This is a genomic window from Ilumatobacter coccineus YM16-304 (genome assembly GCF_000348785.1).
Lineage (GTDB): Bacteria > Actinomycetota > Acidimicrobiia > Acidimicrobiales > Ilumatobacteraceae > Ilumatobacter_A > Ilumatobacter_A coccineus.
In genome coordinates this window covers 3,924,570-3,939,875 of sequence record NC_020520.1, presented here as the reverse complement: position 1 = coordinate 3,939,875, position 15,306 = coordinate 3,924,570, and the positions used below count along the sequence as shown (strand labels likewise).

General features: G+C 67.3%; 10 protein-coding genes. 5 read left to right on the top strand and 5 right to left on the bottom strand.

Annotated elements, in window-relative coordinates; genetic code table 11:
- Window positions 1-108 precede the first annotated feature (108 nt).
- The 5 genes from YM304_RS17560 (at window position 109) to YM304_RS17540 (ending at window position 6,876) form a co-directional block, all read left to right on the top strand.
- On the top strand, window positions 109-2,853 hold the full coding sequence (locus tag YM304_RS17560; RefSeq protein ID WP_015443062.1) for a 2Fe-2S iron-sulfur cluster-binding protein: 2,745 nt from the start codon (window positions 109-111) through the stop codon (window positions 2,851-2,853).
- A gap of 158 nt (window positions 2,854-3,011) precedes the next feature.
- A complete protein-coding gene (locus tag YM304_RS17555; protein WP_015443061.1) occupies window positions 3,012-3,701 on the top strand; it encodes a hypothetical protein in 690 nt (229 codons plus the stop codon).
- 118 nt (window positions 3,702-3,819) lie between these two features.
- Window positions 3,820-4,971 carry an NDMA-dependent alcohol dehydrogenase gene (locus tag YM304_RS17550; protein WP_015443060.1) on the top strand — a complete coding sequence of 384 codons (1,152 nt, stop codon included), beginning with the start codon at window positions 3,820-3,822 and terminating at the stop codon, window positions 4,969-4,971.
- On the top strand, window positions 4,964-5,935 hold the full coding sequence (locus YM304_RS17545) for an AAA family ATPase (RefSeq protein ID WP_051071483.1): 972 nt from the start codon (window positions 4,964-4,966) through the stop codon (window positions 5,933-5,935). Before YM304_RS17550 ends, YM304_RS17545 begins: the two co-directional genes overlap by 8 nt.
- 47 nt (window positions 5,936-5,982) lie before the next feature.
- Window positions 5,983-6,876 carry a vWA domain-containing protein gene (locus tag YM304_RS17540; protein WP_015443058.1) on the top strand — a complete coding sequence of 298 codons (894 nt, stop codon included), beginning with the start codon at window positions 5,983-5,985 and terminating at the stop codon, window positions 6,874-6,876.
- Window positions 6,877-6,921: 45 nt separating this feature from the next.
- Here YM304_RS17540 and YM304_RS22980 read toward each other — a convergent pair whose 3' ends face one another.
- The 5 genes from YM304_RS22980 to YM304_RS17515 all read right to left on the bottom strand — a co-directional run bounded on the left by YM304_RS22980 (window position 6,922) and on the right by YM304_RS17515 (window position 15,303).
- Complete coding sequence (locus tag YM304_RS22980; protein WP_015443057.1) at window positions 6,922-8,331, bottom strand: LCP family protein; 1,410 nt, start codon at window positions 8,329-8,331, stop codon at window positions 6,922-6,924.
- Window positions 8,332-8,432: 101 nt separating this feature from the next.
- Window positions 8,433-9,227, bottom strand: coding sequence for a L,D-transpeptidase (locus YM304_RS17530; RefSeq protein ID WP_015443056.1), 795 nt, complete (start codon window positions 9,225-9,227; stop codon window positions 8,433-8,435).
- A gap of 192 nt (window positions 9,228-9,419) precedes the next feature.
- On the bottom strand, window positions 9,420-11,966 hold the full coding sequence (gene valS / locus YM304_RS17525) for a valine--tRNA ligase (protein ID WP_015443055.1): 2,547 nt from the start codon (window positions 11,964-11,966) through the stop codon (window positions 9,420-9,422).
- 95 nt (window positions 11,967-12,061) lie between these two features.
- The gene (locus YM304_RS17520; protein WP_154723524.1) at window positions 12,062-14,533 is read right to left on the bottom strand and encodes a hypothetical protein; all 2,472 of its coding nucleotides are present in this window, start codon (window positions 14,531-14,533) and stop codon (window positions 12,062-12,064) included.
- Between the two features lie 122 nt (window positions 14,534-14,655).
- Complete coding sequence (locus tag YM304_RS17515) at window positions 14,656-15,303, bottom strand: 5' nucleotidase, NT5C type (RefSeq protein WP_015443053.1); 648 nt, start codon at window positions 15,301-15,303, stop codon at window positions 14,656-14,658.
- Window positions 15,304-15,306 lie beyond the last annotated feature (3 nt).

Sequence of the window (15,306 nt, the reverse complement as noted above, 5' to 3'; positions counted from 1 at the left end):
GAGCGCGAGTCGGCGAAAAATCGGAAGAAATCTCGGGAACTGGGTGATCCGACACTCGGTGGGCTACGAACTGCGTTTGGCATCGCTGACAAAGGGGAATGTAAAGCCATGGGCATCATCGAGAACTCGTCCGACGTCGCACCGACGAAGGGGGTGTCTCGACGACGATTCCTCGGAGCGGTCGTGGCAGCACCGACGCTCACTGCGGTGGCCATCCTCCACGACGGCGCACCTGCCAAGGCCGGTCTGTTCGACGGTCTCGACGACGTGCTCGGTGGCCTGGTTCCCGACATCGGTCTGCCCGACGTGTCGGACGTGGTCGACCTCGGCGACCTGCTGATCCTCGCCGAGTACCCGTATCGCTACAACCTGTTGATCGAGGTCACCACCGACAACACGGTGCGTCTCGAACTCCCGCGCCTCGAGAAGGGGCAGGGGATCACCACGGCGTGCGCGGTCATCCTGGCCGACGAGATCGGCGCGCGACTCGACGACACGGTGGTCGACCTCTCGGATGCTCGCCTCGACCGACCGTTCACCATCACCGGTTCGTCGCACAACGTCCGAGCCTTCTGGGAACCGATTCGGACGCTCGCTGCCGGGTTGCGTGCCCGTCTCGTCACGGCGGCGGCCAACGTCTGGGGCGCCGACCCGTTCAGCCTCACCACCGCCGACACGCACGTCGTGCACCCGGACGGGCGAACGCTGACGTTCGGTGAGCTCAGCGCGGCCGCCGCGCAGATCGTCCAGGTGTCGACCAACGCGGCGCCCAAGGGCGACGACGAGTACCAGATCATCGGAACCCGGCGAGGTCGGGTCGACGCGCTCGACATCGTCACCGGCGCCGCCGACTACGCACTCGATCTCCCCATCGCAGGTTCGCCGGCGATCATCGCTCGGTCGCCTGACATCGGCGGCACCGTCGCCTCGTTCGACGACACCGCCGCGCTGGCGATGCCCGGCGTGATCGCCATCACCGAGGTGCCGTCGGGCATCGCCGTGGTGGCGCGTACGTTCCACGAGGCGTTCGAAGCAAAGGCCCGCCTCGACATCACGTGGAACCCGGGCCCCCTGGCGTCGACGTCCGACGCCGATCTCCGACAGACGCTGAAGCAGGCACCGAGCGTCCCCGTCACCCCGGGCGGTCTGTTCACGAAGGTCATCGACGCCGAGTTCGAGTACCCGTATCTCTCGCACTCGCCGATGGAGGTGATGTCGGCCGTCGCCGACGTGCGCGCCGACTCCGCCGAAGTGTGGTTCGCATCCCAGTCACCGGTGATCGCGTTGCAGAGCATCGCGGCAGCGATCGGCATGAGCCAGACGTCGGTGACGTTGCACGTGCCGCGTTCGGGTGGGTCGTTCGGGCGACGCCTGTTCTTCGAGCCGGCGGTCGAAGCCGCCCAGATCTCGCAGGCGGTCGGCCAACCCGTGAAGCTGATGTGGACGCGCAACGACGATCTCCGCAGCGGTCGCTTCCGCCCGATGTCGATCAACCGGATTCGCGCCCGCGTCTCACGCGGCAAGGTGCTGTCGTTCGATCACCGGATGAAGGCGGCCGAGACCGACTTTCGCCACGGCTTCGGTGAGGCGCTCACGGCAGCCGGTTCCGATGTCGGCGCGGTCGCCATCGGTCAGTCGATCTTCCACACGACGGTGAGCGTGCCGTACGACTTCGGTGTGACGACGCAACTCCTCACCGAGGTGGAGTTGCCGGTGCCGACGAGCAGTTGGCGGTCGATCTATTCGGGCCACGTCGTGACCTCGAACGAGATCATGGTCGACCGGATCGCGGCATCGATCGGACGTGACCCGGTCGAGTTCCGTCGTGACAAGCTGTCCGACGAGCGGGCGATCGCGGTGCTCGACCGAGCCGCCGCCGAAGCCGACTGGGGCAAGCCGATGCCCGCTGGCGTCGCCCAGGGAGTCGGCGTGCACGTCGAGTACCGCTCGTTCGCGGCCTACGTCGTCGAGATCGACACGAACGGCGTCGAGCCGCGCGTCACCAAGGTGACCGTTGCGGTCGATGTCGGCCGGGCGATCAACCCGTCGGGTCTCGAAGCGCAGCTGCAAGGCGTGGTCAGCGACGCGATCACGGCGATGCTGCGGGCCGGTAACCGCCTCGACGACGGACGGATCCGCGAAGGCAGCTACGGCGACTTCCTGTGGGCGCGCATGAAGCACGCTCCGGTCACGGTCGACGTGCACATCATGGAGCCGAACGACGAACCTGGTGGCGCCGGCGAGCTCGGGTTCCCGACCTGCGCGGCGGCCATCGTCAACGCATACAGCCGGGCGACCGGCGAGCAGCCGACCGTGTTCCCCATCGGTCGCCCCGACCCCGACCCGCTGCCGGCGACCCTGCCGCCGAGCGGCGACGCGCCGTCGAGCATCGTGCCGGTCACGGTCAACGGCACGACCACCGACGTCGAGACTCAGGAGGGGGCACCAGCGCTCTACCTCATGCGTGACGTGCTGGGAGTGACCGGGCCGAAGTACGGGTGCGGTGTGGGCGTGTGCGGTGCGTGCACCAGCCACAAGGACGGCGAAGCGTTCCGACCGTGCGTCACGTCGGTCGGCGACTGCGCCGGCTCCGACATCACCACGATCGAAGGCCTCGCCGCCGAGGGCGAGCTGCACCCGGTGCAGCAGGCGTGGATCGACGAAGACGTCGCCCAGTGCGGCTTCTGTCAGCCCGGTCAGATCATGACCGCGGTGGCGCTGATCGCTGCCAACCCCGATCCGTCCGACGCTGACATCGACGCGGCGATGTCCGACAACGTGTGTCGATGCGGCACGTATCCCCGGATCCGCAAGGCGATCAAGCGTGCGGCCGCAGCGATGAACGCCGGCTGACCGAGCGAGTCGGTGGTGCCCGGCGCGGCCCGCCCGGGGCGGGTGACGGTGTGGTGCGGTGCGGTCGAGAAACGTCTGGTTAACGCGTGGTGCATACCGTCGCCGACGTTGGTTCGACGCTCGAACCACGCACCCCACCACCACCAGGAGACCATGCCATGAACCGCCGTTTCGTTCCCGTGATCACCATCGCGATGCTGGTCGGAGCCGCCTGCGGAGGCGGATCCGACGATGCCGCATCGAGCCCCGCTGCCGCTGACGACGCGAGCGAGGCCGTCACCGACGCGCCCGCCGACGACTCCTCCGACTCCGACGAGTCGGCAGACTCCGGGCTCGTCGCCGATCTGCCGCAGTTCTTGAGCGACTTCGAACGAGTCTGCACGACCGAGACCGGCTTCGCCGGCGCGACGCCGTACTCCGACGGGCCCGGCCCGCACCCGTTCGTGCTGCTCGTGGAGTCCGACAGCGGTTCGATGTTCGACCGCACGATCAGCGACGCTCCTCCCGGTTGGGCGATCGAGACCGATCTCGACTTCGACGACAACAGCGAGTTCGTCGCTACCGAACTCATCGCCTGTGCGACGCAGTCGTCGGCGGAGCCGACCGGCATCATGTGTGACCTCGAACTCGACGACGACTCGGTCGTCACGCTCGAACTCGTCGACGTCACGATGGACCTGACGATTCGCGAGGCGACCACCGGCAACGTGGTCGGCACCGAGACGCTCGACGGTTCCGACGCCGAGTGCCCCTTCTTCGCCCTGATCAACGACGGCGACACTCAGCACATGAACACGCCGACCGACGACGACTACATCAGCGCCCTCAAGCCCTACGTCGCCCCCTGATCGCGAACCTGCACTGCGACGAATCGAACGAGACGTGTCGTCCGGCGGTTGAGGCCGGGCGGCACCTCGTTGGCTAACTTGCGGTCACGTCAGCAACACGTGTCGGCAGGGGGTCGTCGTGAAGTCGAGAGCAGCCATCATCAGTGGAACCGGACAGGACTGGGAGGTCGTCGACGTCGAGGTCGACGCTCCGAAGACCGGTGAGGTCATCGTCGAGTGGAAGGCCGCCGGGCTGTGCCACTCCGACGAGCACATGATCACCGGCGACATGGTCCCACCGGAAGCCGCGTGGGAGATGATGGGCATCGAGAGTCTGTGGCCGCTCATCGGTGGTCACGAAGGCGCCGGGGTCATCGCCGAGGTCGGGCCGGGCGTGAAGAGCGTGCAGGTGGGCGATCACATCTCGGGCTCGTTCATTCCATCGTGCGGTCGCTGCCGCTACTGCTCGACTGGCAAGCAGAACCTGTGCGACTCGAGCGGCGGCACGTTCAAGAAGGGCATGATCACCGACTCCACGAGTCGGCATCGCCTCGGTGACGGCACCGAACTCAACCTGTTCGCCAAGCTCGGCACGTTCTCGCAGTACACGTGCGTGGCCGAAGAGCAGGTCATCAAAGTCGAGAACGACCTGCCGATGGAGGCCGTGGCGCTCGTGTCGTGCGGTGTGGCCACCGGCTTCGGTTCGGCGACCGAACGCGGCGACGTGCAACCCGGCGACACCGTCGTGGTGGTCGGCATCGGCGGCATCGGCATGAACGCGGTGCAGGGCGCCAAGCTCGCCGGCGCCCGCCACGTGATCGCCGTCGACCCGGTCGAGTTCAAGCGCGAGAAGGCCACCGAGTTCGGAGCGACGCACACGTTCTCGTCGATGGAAGAGGCGTTCCCCGCCGTGCAAGAGCTGAGCTGGGGACACATGGCCGACAAGGTCATCATGACGCCGGGCGTGTTGTACGGCGACATGATGCAACTCGGCGTGTCGCTGGCCGGCAAGGGCGGCACGATCGTCGTCACCGGCATCGCCCCGATGGATCAGACCGAGTCGTCGGTCAACCTGTTCGAGTTGGCGATGTGGAACAAGGAGATCAAGGGCACGATCTTCGGTTCGCTCAACCCGCGTGCCGACATCCCGCGTCTGCTCAGCATGTATCGAGAGGGCCAGTTGAAGCTCGACGAACTCGTCACCAACACCTACACGCTCGACGAGATCAATGCGGGCTACCAGGCGATGCGCGATGGCGAGAACATCCGCGGCGTGGTGCTCCATGGGTGACCGCGTGCTGGAGCTGCATCAACTCGTCGAGCGGCTCCAGGCGGGTGTGGTCGGTCGAGTCCGCGAGACCGAACTGGTGGTCGCCGCGATCGCCTCCGACCGTCACATCCTGATCGAAGGCCCACCCGGCACCGGCAAGTCCACGTTGCTGCGCGGTGTGGCTCGCGAGATGGACATCGGTTTCGAGTTCGTCGAAGGCAACGCCGAACTCACACCGGCGCGTGTCGTCGGCCACTTCGACCCGGCTCGTGTGCTGTCGGACGGGTACGACCCCGATGTGTTCGTGCCCGGTCCGCTGATGTCGGCGCTCACCAACGGTTCGCTGCTCTACATCGAGGAACTCAACCGCGTCCCCGAAGAGACGCTCAACGTGCTCATCACGGTGATGAGCGAACGCGAGATCACGGTGCCGCGCTTCGGCACGGTCGAGGCGGCGCCGGGGTTCCGGTTGGTGGCGGCGATGAACCCGTTCGACGCGGTGGGCACTGCGCGCATCTCGGGTGCGGTGTACGACCGGGTGTGTCGTGTCGCCGTCGGCTACCAGTCGAGCGACGACGAGACGCTGATCGTGCAACGTGCCGTCGCCGCGGACGTGAGCGGGGTCGACTCGACGGGCGCATCGGGCGCGGCCGACTTCGAGCAGATCGTCGAGCTCGTCCGGCTCACCCGTGAGCACCCCGACCTGCGCGTCGGCTCCTCGGTGCGTGGTGCGATCGACATGGTGTTCGTGGCGCGCTCGCTCGCCGAACTGCGCGGTGTCGATCCGGCCGACCCGAGCGTGTCACTCGACGCGGCGCTCGTCGCGCTCTCGGGCCGAGTGCGGCTCCGGGAAGGCACGACGCGTACGCCCGAAGACATCGTGACCGAGTTGTGGGAGCGCGTGTTCGCCACGACGGCCGACGGTGAAGGTGGCGGCGACGAGGGAAAAGTTGGCGCCCCGACGGGGGCCATGACCTCCAGCTGAACTCACCTCCTCCCAACACGAAGGAAGGCGACGAGGCCGACGAAGCCGTGTCGGAGGCGCGCAAGAAGACGACCTCGCGTCGAGAGTTGGAGCGCCAACCGAACTTCGACGAGATCTCACCGGAGGTCGGCGAACTCGACGAGGTGGCGGTCGAGGAGGCGATGTCGGCCGACCCCGACGAGATGTTGGCGATGCTCGCCGACCTCACCGGTGCAACCGATCCGAAGCTGCGCGAACTCGCTCGTCGCCTCGCCGGGCGCCTGTTCCTCGACCTCGCCAAGCGCGGGCCGTCGCAGCCTCGTGGGATCGGACGGCTCGAGACGCAGCGCTACCGACCCGATGCCGGCGACATCGACATCGACGCCAGCCTCGACGCGGTGGTCGCGGCGCGGGCGGTGCAGAGCGCCGTCGACCCCGACGACCTGCGGGTGCGGGCTTGGGCCACGCCGGGGACGGCGATCTGTCTGCTCGTCGACCGCAGCGGCTCGATGGGCGGCGGTCCGCTGGCAACGTCGGCTGTGACGGCGTCGGCGGTCGCCTGGCGCTCTCCCGACGACTACTCGGTGTTGTCGTTCGGCAAGGACGTGGTCGCGGCCAAGTCGCAGGATCAGACGAAGTCCAACGAAGCGGTCGTCGACTCGGTGTTGGCACTGCGCGGCTTCGGAACCACCGACGTGGCCGGAGCGCTCGTCGCCGCCGCCGATCAACTCCGCCGTTCGACCGCCGGCCGCAAGATCACCGTGCTGCTGTCGGACTGTCGAGCCACGGTGCCCGGCGACGTCGTGGCTGCCGCTCGCGGTGTCGACGAACTCGTCATCGTGGCCCCCGAAGGCGACAGCGAAGAGGCCGAAGCGCTCGCCGCCCAGACCGGCGCCAGGTTCACCACCGTCGCCGGCCCCAGCCGAGCCGCCGAAGCCCTCGCCACCGTCCTCGACACCTGACGTCGACGGGTTCGTCATCGGGTGTCTGACACCGGATGACTTGGGTCAGTTGGTGCAGCTGATCTGGCTGTCGGGGACGACGCCGATGACGACGTTCTCGGTCTCGACTTCGGGAAGCGTCTCGAACGGGACGGCTTCGACGGTGGTCGTCGTTTCCGGCTCGATGATGATCGGCGCGGCGGAGTCGGGCTGCGTGGTGACCGGAACGGTGGTGAGCGGCACGGTGGTTCCGGGAGCGAGCGTGGGGTCGACCTCGTCGAGTTCGGCGGACGGAGCGCTGGCCAGCGTGGCTTCACCCTTGAAAAGCGCGAGCACCGCCTGCATGTTGTCGCCGGAGATGCGCGGCACGAGGACGCTCGCTCCGCCGATGTTCTGACCGCTGGCTTGGATCTGGTACGTGGTGATCGTGGCCGGGTCGATGGAGCGGAGCACGCCCGAGTACTGGAGCACCTTGTCGACCGTGAGCCCGGTGTCGGTCAGCACGTACTCGTCGCTGGTTTCGAGGAGCCCGCGGATGACGCTCGGCGAGAACGCGTTGTCGATCGCTTCGTCGATGACGCGGCGGATGAAGTCCTGCTGACGCGAGATGCGGCTCAGGTCGGACGCTCCGTCGGTGCGCCACTGGCCGTCACGGAACTCCTGCAGCTTGCGGGAGCGGACGTAGGCGAGCGCGTGGTCGCCGTCGAACTCGAAACAGCTCGGCTCGGTGATGAGTACGTTGAGCCCGGTGTTGACGTCGCGGACGGGCAGGTCGAACGGCACCGACACGCCGTCGACCGCGTCGACGAGCGTCTTGAACGCACAGAAGTCGACCTGGATGTAGTGGTCGGTGTGGATGCCGAAGTTCTGGAAGATCGTGTTGATGAGGCGCTGCGGATCGTCACGCTCGTACGCCTCGTTGATGCGGCCCTTGCTCGATCGGCCGTCGATGCTGACCCACAGGTCACGGGGGAACGAGAGCACGGCGACCTGCGAGGTGCTCGGGTTGATCCGCCACATCATGATCGTGTCGCTGCGCTCGCCGAAGCCGTCGCGGTTGCCGAACGCGGCGTAGTACGGCGAATCGGGGGAGATGCACGAGTTGTTGTCGGCGCCGGTGATCAAGATGTTGCGCGCCGACGGCTCGGCGGGCGGAAACGTCTCGACCGGCGCAGGTGGCTCATCGGACTCGGTGGCCGCCGCCTCTTGGGCCGGTTCGCCACCGTCGTCGCTGGCCAGATCGAACTCACCGAAGTCGGCCGACTCGGTGACCGACTGCGACCCGTCGTCGATGGCGACGAGGTTGCGGTCTTCGAGCTGCTGCTGGACGAACCAGATGGCGCCGGCGGAGCCGAACGCGGCGAGCGCACCGAAGATCACGCCGACGATCAGGAGTCGCTGGCCCCACGAGCGCTTCGAGGGCTGCGACGACGGCGCTGGCTCGGTGTCGTCGACGGAGGATTTCAAGCGAGCCATGAAGGTGTGAACGATACAGAATCGCGGGTGGGTGTGGCCGTCAGCGGCACGAACGCATCATGCCTCCGACGTGCGTCGATTGCCTGTCGGTGAGCCGGGGCTCAGGGGAGAACGACGACCTTCGTGCCGATCTGCGCCCAGTTCCACATCCAGATGGCATCGGGCTGTGCCTGGCGAACGCAGCCACCCGACAGCGGCTGGCCGAGCTGAGCGATGCTCTGCACGAGACTGCCGTACTGCGTGGGGATCTCGTGGAAGCCGATGTTGCCGCCGTTGCAGCCCTTGGTGAAGCGGACCATGTAGCCCCACTTGATGGTGGGGTTGTTGATCGAATAGGTGTGCCGTGACCGTGACCACACTTCGTACGTGCCGACCCGCGGGTCGCACCACAGCATCTTGCCCGACACCCGGTGGGTCTTGACGACGGTGCCGTCGGCTTCGACCGCCCAGACGCGCTGCGCCGACTTGGAGTAGACCGCGCGGCGACCGGTGCCGGAGTTGTACGGCAGGATCGTCGGGTCAGGCAGGGTGGTGGTCGTGGTGGTCGTGGTGGGCGGCGGTGGCAGCGGCTGGGTCTGGAACATCGTGCCGCGACCGGGGACGCTCAACTCGCTGATGTCGACGCTGTCGTCGTCGCTGACCGCACCGGGAAACGCCGGAATGGTCGTGCTCGGAGCCACCGTGGTCGTGGGAGCGACCGTGGTGGTCGGCTCGACCGTGGTGGTCGGTGCTTCGGTTGACGGTGGTGCTTCGGTCGAGGGCGGTGCTTCAGTGGAAGGGGGTGCTTCGGTCGACGGCGGTGCCTCGACCAGTTGTGCGTCGGCGCCGGGCGCGCCGAAAGCGAGCAGCGACACCGCCGTCGCCAATGCCAGACCCGCTCCCAACTTCGCACGCATGACCGATGAGGCTACCGCTGGATCGCGTGCCATACGTCACCAGATTGCAACAAACACCTGAAGACGCCCATGAGGCTTCCCCGGGTGTTTCGTGACCCCGATCTCCGAGTCCGTCCCATTCGGGTGTTTCGACGGCCCCTGTGGGTCTCGAAACACCCGGGTGAAGGAGACACCCGGGTGGTGGAGGGTTGGTCAGTCGGTGGGGGCCAGGGTGACGCTGCAGGCCAGGTCGGTGCCGTCGTCGAGGGTGATGTCGGCGATGGTTCCGGCTGCTGCGAGGTCGGGGCGACCGGCGTCGAGCGCGGCGTGCATGTCGGCCGGCGCCGTGATGGCCAGGGCTGCGACCTCGGCGCGTTGGCTGACCTTGGCCTCCGACTTCGCCCGGCGCACCAGCGTGAGCGCCTCGATCGTGGGGTCGACGAGTGCGGCGTCGCCACCGAGATCGCTCGGCGTCGGCCAGGCAGCAGCGTGGATGCTGGTGTCGTTCCACCAGCTCCAGGCTTCTTCGGTGGCGAAGGGCAGGATCGGAGCGAGCAGGCGTTGGCACGCCGACAGCGCTTCGCGCAGCGCGCGGCGAGCCGATGCCGCAGCGTCGGGGCCCATCGCCTCGTACGCCCGGTTCTTGACGAGCTCGACGTAGTTGTCGCAGAACCACCAGAAGAACGACTCGGTGCGTTCGAGGCCACGGGCGTAGTCGAACGCTTCGAATCCGGCGGTGGCTTCGGCGATGACGGCGTCGACCTTGGAGAGCATCGAGCGGTCGATCGGATCGGTGACGGTGTCGCCGAGCGGACCCTGCATGTCGACGTCGCCGAACGACAGCACGAACTTCGACACGTTGAGCAGTTTGTTGGCGAGCTTGCGCCCGACCTTCATCTGCTCTTCGCTGAACGTGGTGTCGACACCCGGGCGGCCAGAGGCGGCCCAGTAGCGCACGGCGTCGGTGCCGAACTGCTCGAGCAGACCTTCGGGGGTCATGGCGTTGCCGCTCGACTTGCCCATCTTCTTGCGATCGGGGTCGAGGATCCAGCCCGACAGCGCCGCGTGGTGCCAGGGGGCGACGTGGTGCTCGTGGTGGCTCCGCGTCATGGTCGAGAAGAGCCAGGTGCGGATGATGTCGTGGCCCTGCGGGCGCATGTCCATCGGGAAGATGCGGTCGAACATGTCGGACTCGCCTTCCCAGTCGCCGGCGATCTGCGGCGTGAGCGATGAGGTGGCCCACGTGTCGAAGATGTCGGGGTCGGCGACGAAACCGCCCGGCTGGTCGCGCTGGTCGGCGGTGTATCCGGCGGGCACGTCGACGGAGGGGTCGACCGGCAGGTCGGCCTCGTCGGGCACGAGCGGCGAGTCGTAGACCGGTTCGCCGGCGTCGTCGAGCGGGTACCAGATCGGGATCGGCACACCGAAGAAGCGCTGGCGGCTGACGAGCCAGTCGCTGTTGAGCCCTTCGACCCAGTTCTCGTAGCGGTGACGCATGTGCTCCGGGTGCCATGTGACATCGCCCGAGCGAGCGATGAGCGCGGCGCGCAGGTCGGCGTCTTTGCCACCGTTGCGGATGTACCACTGGCGCGAGGTGACGATCTCGAGCGGTCGGTCGCCCTTCTCGTAGAACTTGACCGGGTGGGTGATCTTGCGCGGCTCGCCGATGAGGATGCCCTGCTCGGTGAGCTGTTCGACCACGGCACGCTGCGCCTGGTTGGGGTACTTGCCGGCGATGAGCGCGTACGCCTCGGGGTCGACGCCGTGCGGCGCGTCGGGCAGGATGCGTCCGTCGCGGCCGATGATGGCGCGCATCTCGAGCGCGAGTTCGCGCCACCACGTGACGTCGGTGGTGTCGCCGAACGTACAGATCATGGCGATGCCGGTGCCCTTGTCGGGCTGCGCGAGTTCGTGTGCGCGCACTTCGACCTCTTGGCCGTAGAGCGGCACGATGACCTTCTTGCCGAAGTGCGGCTGGAAGCGCTCGTCGTCGGGATGCGCGACGAGGGCGACACAGGCGGCGAGCAGCTCGGGCCGGGTGGTGTCGATCTCGATGCTGTTGGCCTCGTCGCCCACGATGGCGAACGGGATCTTGTGGTAGGCGCCCGGACGCTCCTCGTCCTTCAACTCGGCTTGGGCCACGGCGGTGCGGAAGTCGATGTCCCACAGCGTCGGCGCTTCCTGGCTGTACGCCTCGCCGCGCTCAACGTTGCGGAGGAAGGCGCGTTGGCTGATGCGACGTGAGCGCTCGTCGATCGTGGCGTACTTGAGCGTCCAGTCGACCGACAGGCCGAGGCGGCGGAACAGCTGCTCGAAGAGCTCTTCGTCGATCTCGACGAGTTCGTCGCACAGTTCGAGGAAGTTGGGACGGGAGATCGGGACGGCCTGGTGCTTCTTGGGCGGGTCGCCGCGGAACGGCGGCTCGAAGCCCTCGACGTACGGCTGGCTCGGGTCGCAGCGCACCCCGTAGTAGGCCTGCACGCGGCGCTCGGTGGGCAGGCCGTTGTCGTCCCAACCCATGGGGTAGAACACCTGCTTGCCGGCCATGCGCTGGTAGCGGGCGATCGTGTCGGTGTGCGTGTAGCTGAACACGTGGCCGACGTGCAGCGAGCCGCTCACCGTCGGAGGCGGCGTGTCGATCGAGAAGACGTCCTGGCGTACCGCCGACCGGTCGAAGCGGTAGGTGTCATCGGCGTCCCACTGGTCGGACCAGCGTTGCTCGATGCCGTCCAACGTCGGCTTGTCAGGGATCTTCGTCATAGGCGCCCGAGGCTATCCAGCACCCTGCCGCTCCGACCGGATCGATCACGTCGAACCGTGTCGCGATCACCGGCGGGGGCCGCGTCAGGAGCGCATCAGCAGAACGTGAACCAGCGGTAGGTGCCGTCGACGATCGAGAGGTGTGCCACCGATTCGTCACCCGACTGGCCGCGACCGGAGAGCCGGATCGTGACGGCCTGGGAGCCGGGAACCTCGACCGCCTGCTCGTTGGCCTCGTACACCCAGTCCTCGATCGGCCCGGCCGAGACGAACTCGATGACCAGGTCGGGGTCGGCGAACGATTCGAGCGCAGCGGGGCACGAGTCGCCGTACACGTCGAACACACGCTGGTCGAGTCGGTCGAGTGCGAAACCGAGGTCGCCTGCCGACACGCTCGCCGAGAGTCGTGTGTAGAAGTCGGCGAGCGACTCGATCGGCGCCGCCTCGTCGGTCGGAGCAGGCTCCTCGACGGTCTCGACTGGCGCAGTGGGCTCGACTGGCTCGGTCGGCTCGGTCGGCTCGACTGGTTCGGCAGCCTCGAGCGGCGTCATCTCTGGGGTCGTGATCAGACCCATCACCGGCACGACCGGTTGGACGTGTTCGTTGCCGTCGACGGTGGTCGCCCACTGATAGGCGAGGGCTGCGTCGGGGAGCTCGTCGCTCGGGATCACGAAGGTGAGTGATGTTCCGCGAATGATCGCCCGCGCCCGCGTGGCTCCGGTCGACGATGTCACGACCCACTCGTCGGCCGTCTGCGTGGCGCTGAAGCGCGGTCCGCCGACGGAGGTGAAGTCGGCGTGATGCGCTCGATCGGTTCCGTCGGAGGCGAGCGGAACGCTTCCGGCCGTCTCCGCCGACACCGTGACGAAGGCCCCCGTCTCCATCGCCGGGTCACCCTCGGAGCAGGCGGTGTAGCCGACGTAGCCGAACCCGCACGGGAAGACGGAGTTGTCGAACAGCGTGTCGGTGGTGCGGAAGGCGGAGATGTCTGCGGCGGTTGGCATGACCTGCCCGAGCGGATTGGCGTAGGTGGCGGTCGTGCCGAGCACGGTGTCGGTGACCGAGACCTCGATCTCGACGTTGGTCGTTGCGGCGGCGAACACCCAGTAGTGGTTGTTCGTCGCGCAGCCGTCGAGCACCCGTGTCACGAGTTCGACGTTCTGCGGTTCGAAGAACCAGAAACACCCGTCGTCGACTCCAGTGCGCCCGCCGAGCACGTTGTTGATGGTGTTCACGTCGTCGAAACCGATCTCGACGCTCGGGTTCTGGACCGCATAGAGCGAGTCGTTCGGAGTGGTCGGCTCGCGCTCCGACGCGTCGACGTTGTAGATGGCGATCTGTGGGAACCGGAACATGTGGTCGTCGAAGTTGGCCCGGATCTCACGGTTGGAACACTCGCCATAGCTGAAGAGCGGAAGGTCGGCGCGAACCGATCCGTCGTCCTGCGGGACACCGGCGCCGGTGACCGTCGTTCCAGCACAGTCGGCCGACGCCTCGTAGAGCTCGTCGGGCCCTCCGACCGGTTCGAGGTCGCCGACAGCTAGCGACACCAGAATCAGGAAACTCTCGAGCAGCGTCGAGAAGCCGGTCTGTCCGGACACGGCATCGGTGGTTCCCGGGAGGTGGTTGTTGCCGGTCTGGCCGGTGATGGCGATCGCTGCCGGCTGGTCGAGCGAGCATGGCAAGTCGGCCGGGCAGAACCCGTACGTCGAGGTCCGGTCGGGCTCGGGGGCGCACGATCCGTCGGGCAAGGTCAGGTCACCGTAGATCGTGACGATCGGTCTGCCGAGCAGGGTGCACAGTGCGTCCCTGAAGCTCTGGTCGTCGTCGATGAGTGTGGTCGTGGGACCGGGATCGGAGGCGCTCGACGGCGGTTCGCTGGGTTCCGGTTCGGCCGGGGCAGCCGTGGGAGGCGGCTCGGTGGCGGCCGGTGCGGTCTGGCCGACGTCGACGATCGTGGCGGTCTCGTCGTCGCCTCCGCGCACGAGCACCACCGCTGCCACGACGAGCACGGCGACGACGGTGACCGCAACGAGCATCCAAGTGAGGCATCCCGGCGAGGGCTTCTTCTCGGGTGGCACCGGTACCGGCGGAGGACCGCCAGGCTTGATGACCTTCGGGGCTGGAGTTGCGGGCGGCGTCGGTTCCTTCGCCGGCACGACCGCGTTCTTCTTGGTCATCGCGACCTTGTTGCCGTCGACCGCGAACGTGTCGAGTTGCTTGCCGTTGGCTTTCAGCGTCGCGTTGAAGTCGGCGACCCACTTGTCGATCTTCGGGCCGATGCCGAACCCGATGTCGGACGCGTCGACCTGTAGTTCTCCGTTGGGCCCGATCGACGCGGGGAGGTCCATCGAGATGAACTCGCCGTACCCGATGGTGATCGTCGCCGTGCCGGGTGTCGCCCCGGCGGTCACGTTCACGTCGGGAGCGAGCGCCGCCGGAACGCCCGGTGGTGTCGGGATCCAACCGAGTGAATCGGTGTCGAGCGTGACGCTCTGCGTGGTGCAGGCCACGAAGTCGCGCAGTGACTTCGGCGCTCCCTTGGGCAGTTTCGCTGGTTTCGGCATCATCCCTCCCGGACGTGGACGCAGGGTGATGCAAGTGTGCGAGGACAGGCGTCAGCGAAACGTCATCCGGACGGTTTGTCTCAGAGACAAAGCGTCCGGGTCGCTCGGACTCTGGTGTTGCGTCAGTCGCGGCGTCGGTCGAGGCGGTCGGCACCGGGGTCGATGCCCGGAAGCTGCGCTTCGAACTGACCGACGTGCGCCGCGGCGAGGTCGGTCACGATGGCTTCGACCTCGGCCCAGTTCTTTGCTCGAAGACCTTCGACGTCGCGGTTGTACGGTTGCTCGAACGCGATGACCGTGTTGCCGGCGGCGCGGAGTTGCTCGATGTTGTGCGGCGCGTCGTCGATGTAGGCGTTCGCCTCGACCTGCGGCTTCTTGCCGAGGAAGCAGAGGTCGCGGTACGGGATGCGGTGCGTGTCGAGCCAGGCCGCCGTGTCGCCGATGGCCTTCGCGTGGCCCCAGTGCACGTAGAGGCGATGCGTGATGATGCGAATCCACACGCCGGCGTCGCTCAGCCGCCACAGTGCTTCGGTCGCACCGGGGATGAGCGGCATGGTGGCGAACATGTCGTATTCCATCACCGCAACTCGGTGCAGGGTGGCGTACTCGTCGGGGCCGAGGCCCCACTCGCCGAAGTTCCACGAGCGTTCGAGCGGCAGGCTCTCGGGGTCGATGCCGCGGATGTCGGCGAGGATCTCGCGGAACCGATACGTGTGGTCGGCGACCACACCGTCGAGGTCGACGCCCAGGATGAACTGCGGGTCGGCCATCAG

Coding starts and splice junctions, on each gene's coding strand:
- YM304_RS17560 (WP_015443062.1), top strand. CDS start 109: ATGGGCATCATCGAGAACTCGTCCGACGTCGCACCGACGAAGGGGGTG.
- YM304_RS17555 (WP_015443061.1), top strand. CDS start 3,012: ATGAACCGCCGTTTCGTTCCCGTGATCACCATCGCGATGCTGGTCGGA.
- YM304_RS17545 (WP_051071483.1), top strand. CDS start 4,964: ATGGGTGACCGCGTGCTGGAGCTGCATCAACTCGTCGAGCGGCTCCAG.
- YM304_RS22980 (WP_015443057.1), bottom strand. CDS start 8,331: ATGGCTCGCTTGAAATCCTCCGTCGACGACACCGAGCCAGCGCCGTCG.
- YM304_RS17530 (WP_015443056.1), bottom strand. CDS start 9,227: ATGCGTGCGAAGTTGGGAGCGGGTCTGGCATTGGCGACGGCGGTGTCG.
- valS (WP_015443055.1), bottom strand. CDS start 11,966: ATGACGAAGATCCCTGACAAGCCGACGTTGGACGGCATCGAGCAACGC.
- YM304_RS17520 (WP_154723524.1), bottom strand. CDS start 14,533: ATGCCGAAACCAGCGAAACTGCCCAAGGGAGCGCCGAAGTCACTGCGC.
- YM304_RS17515 (WP_015443053.1), bottom strand. CDS start 15,303: ATGGCCGACCCGCAGTTCATCCTGGGCGTCGACCTCGACGGTGTGGTC.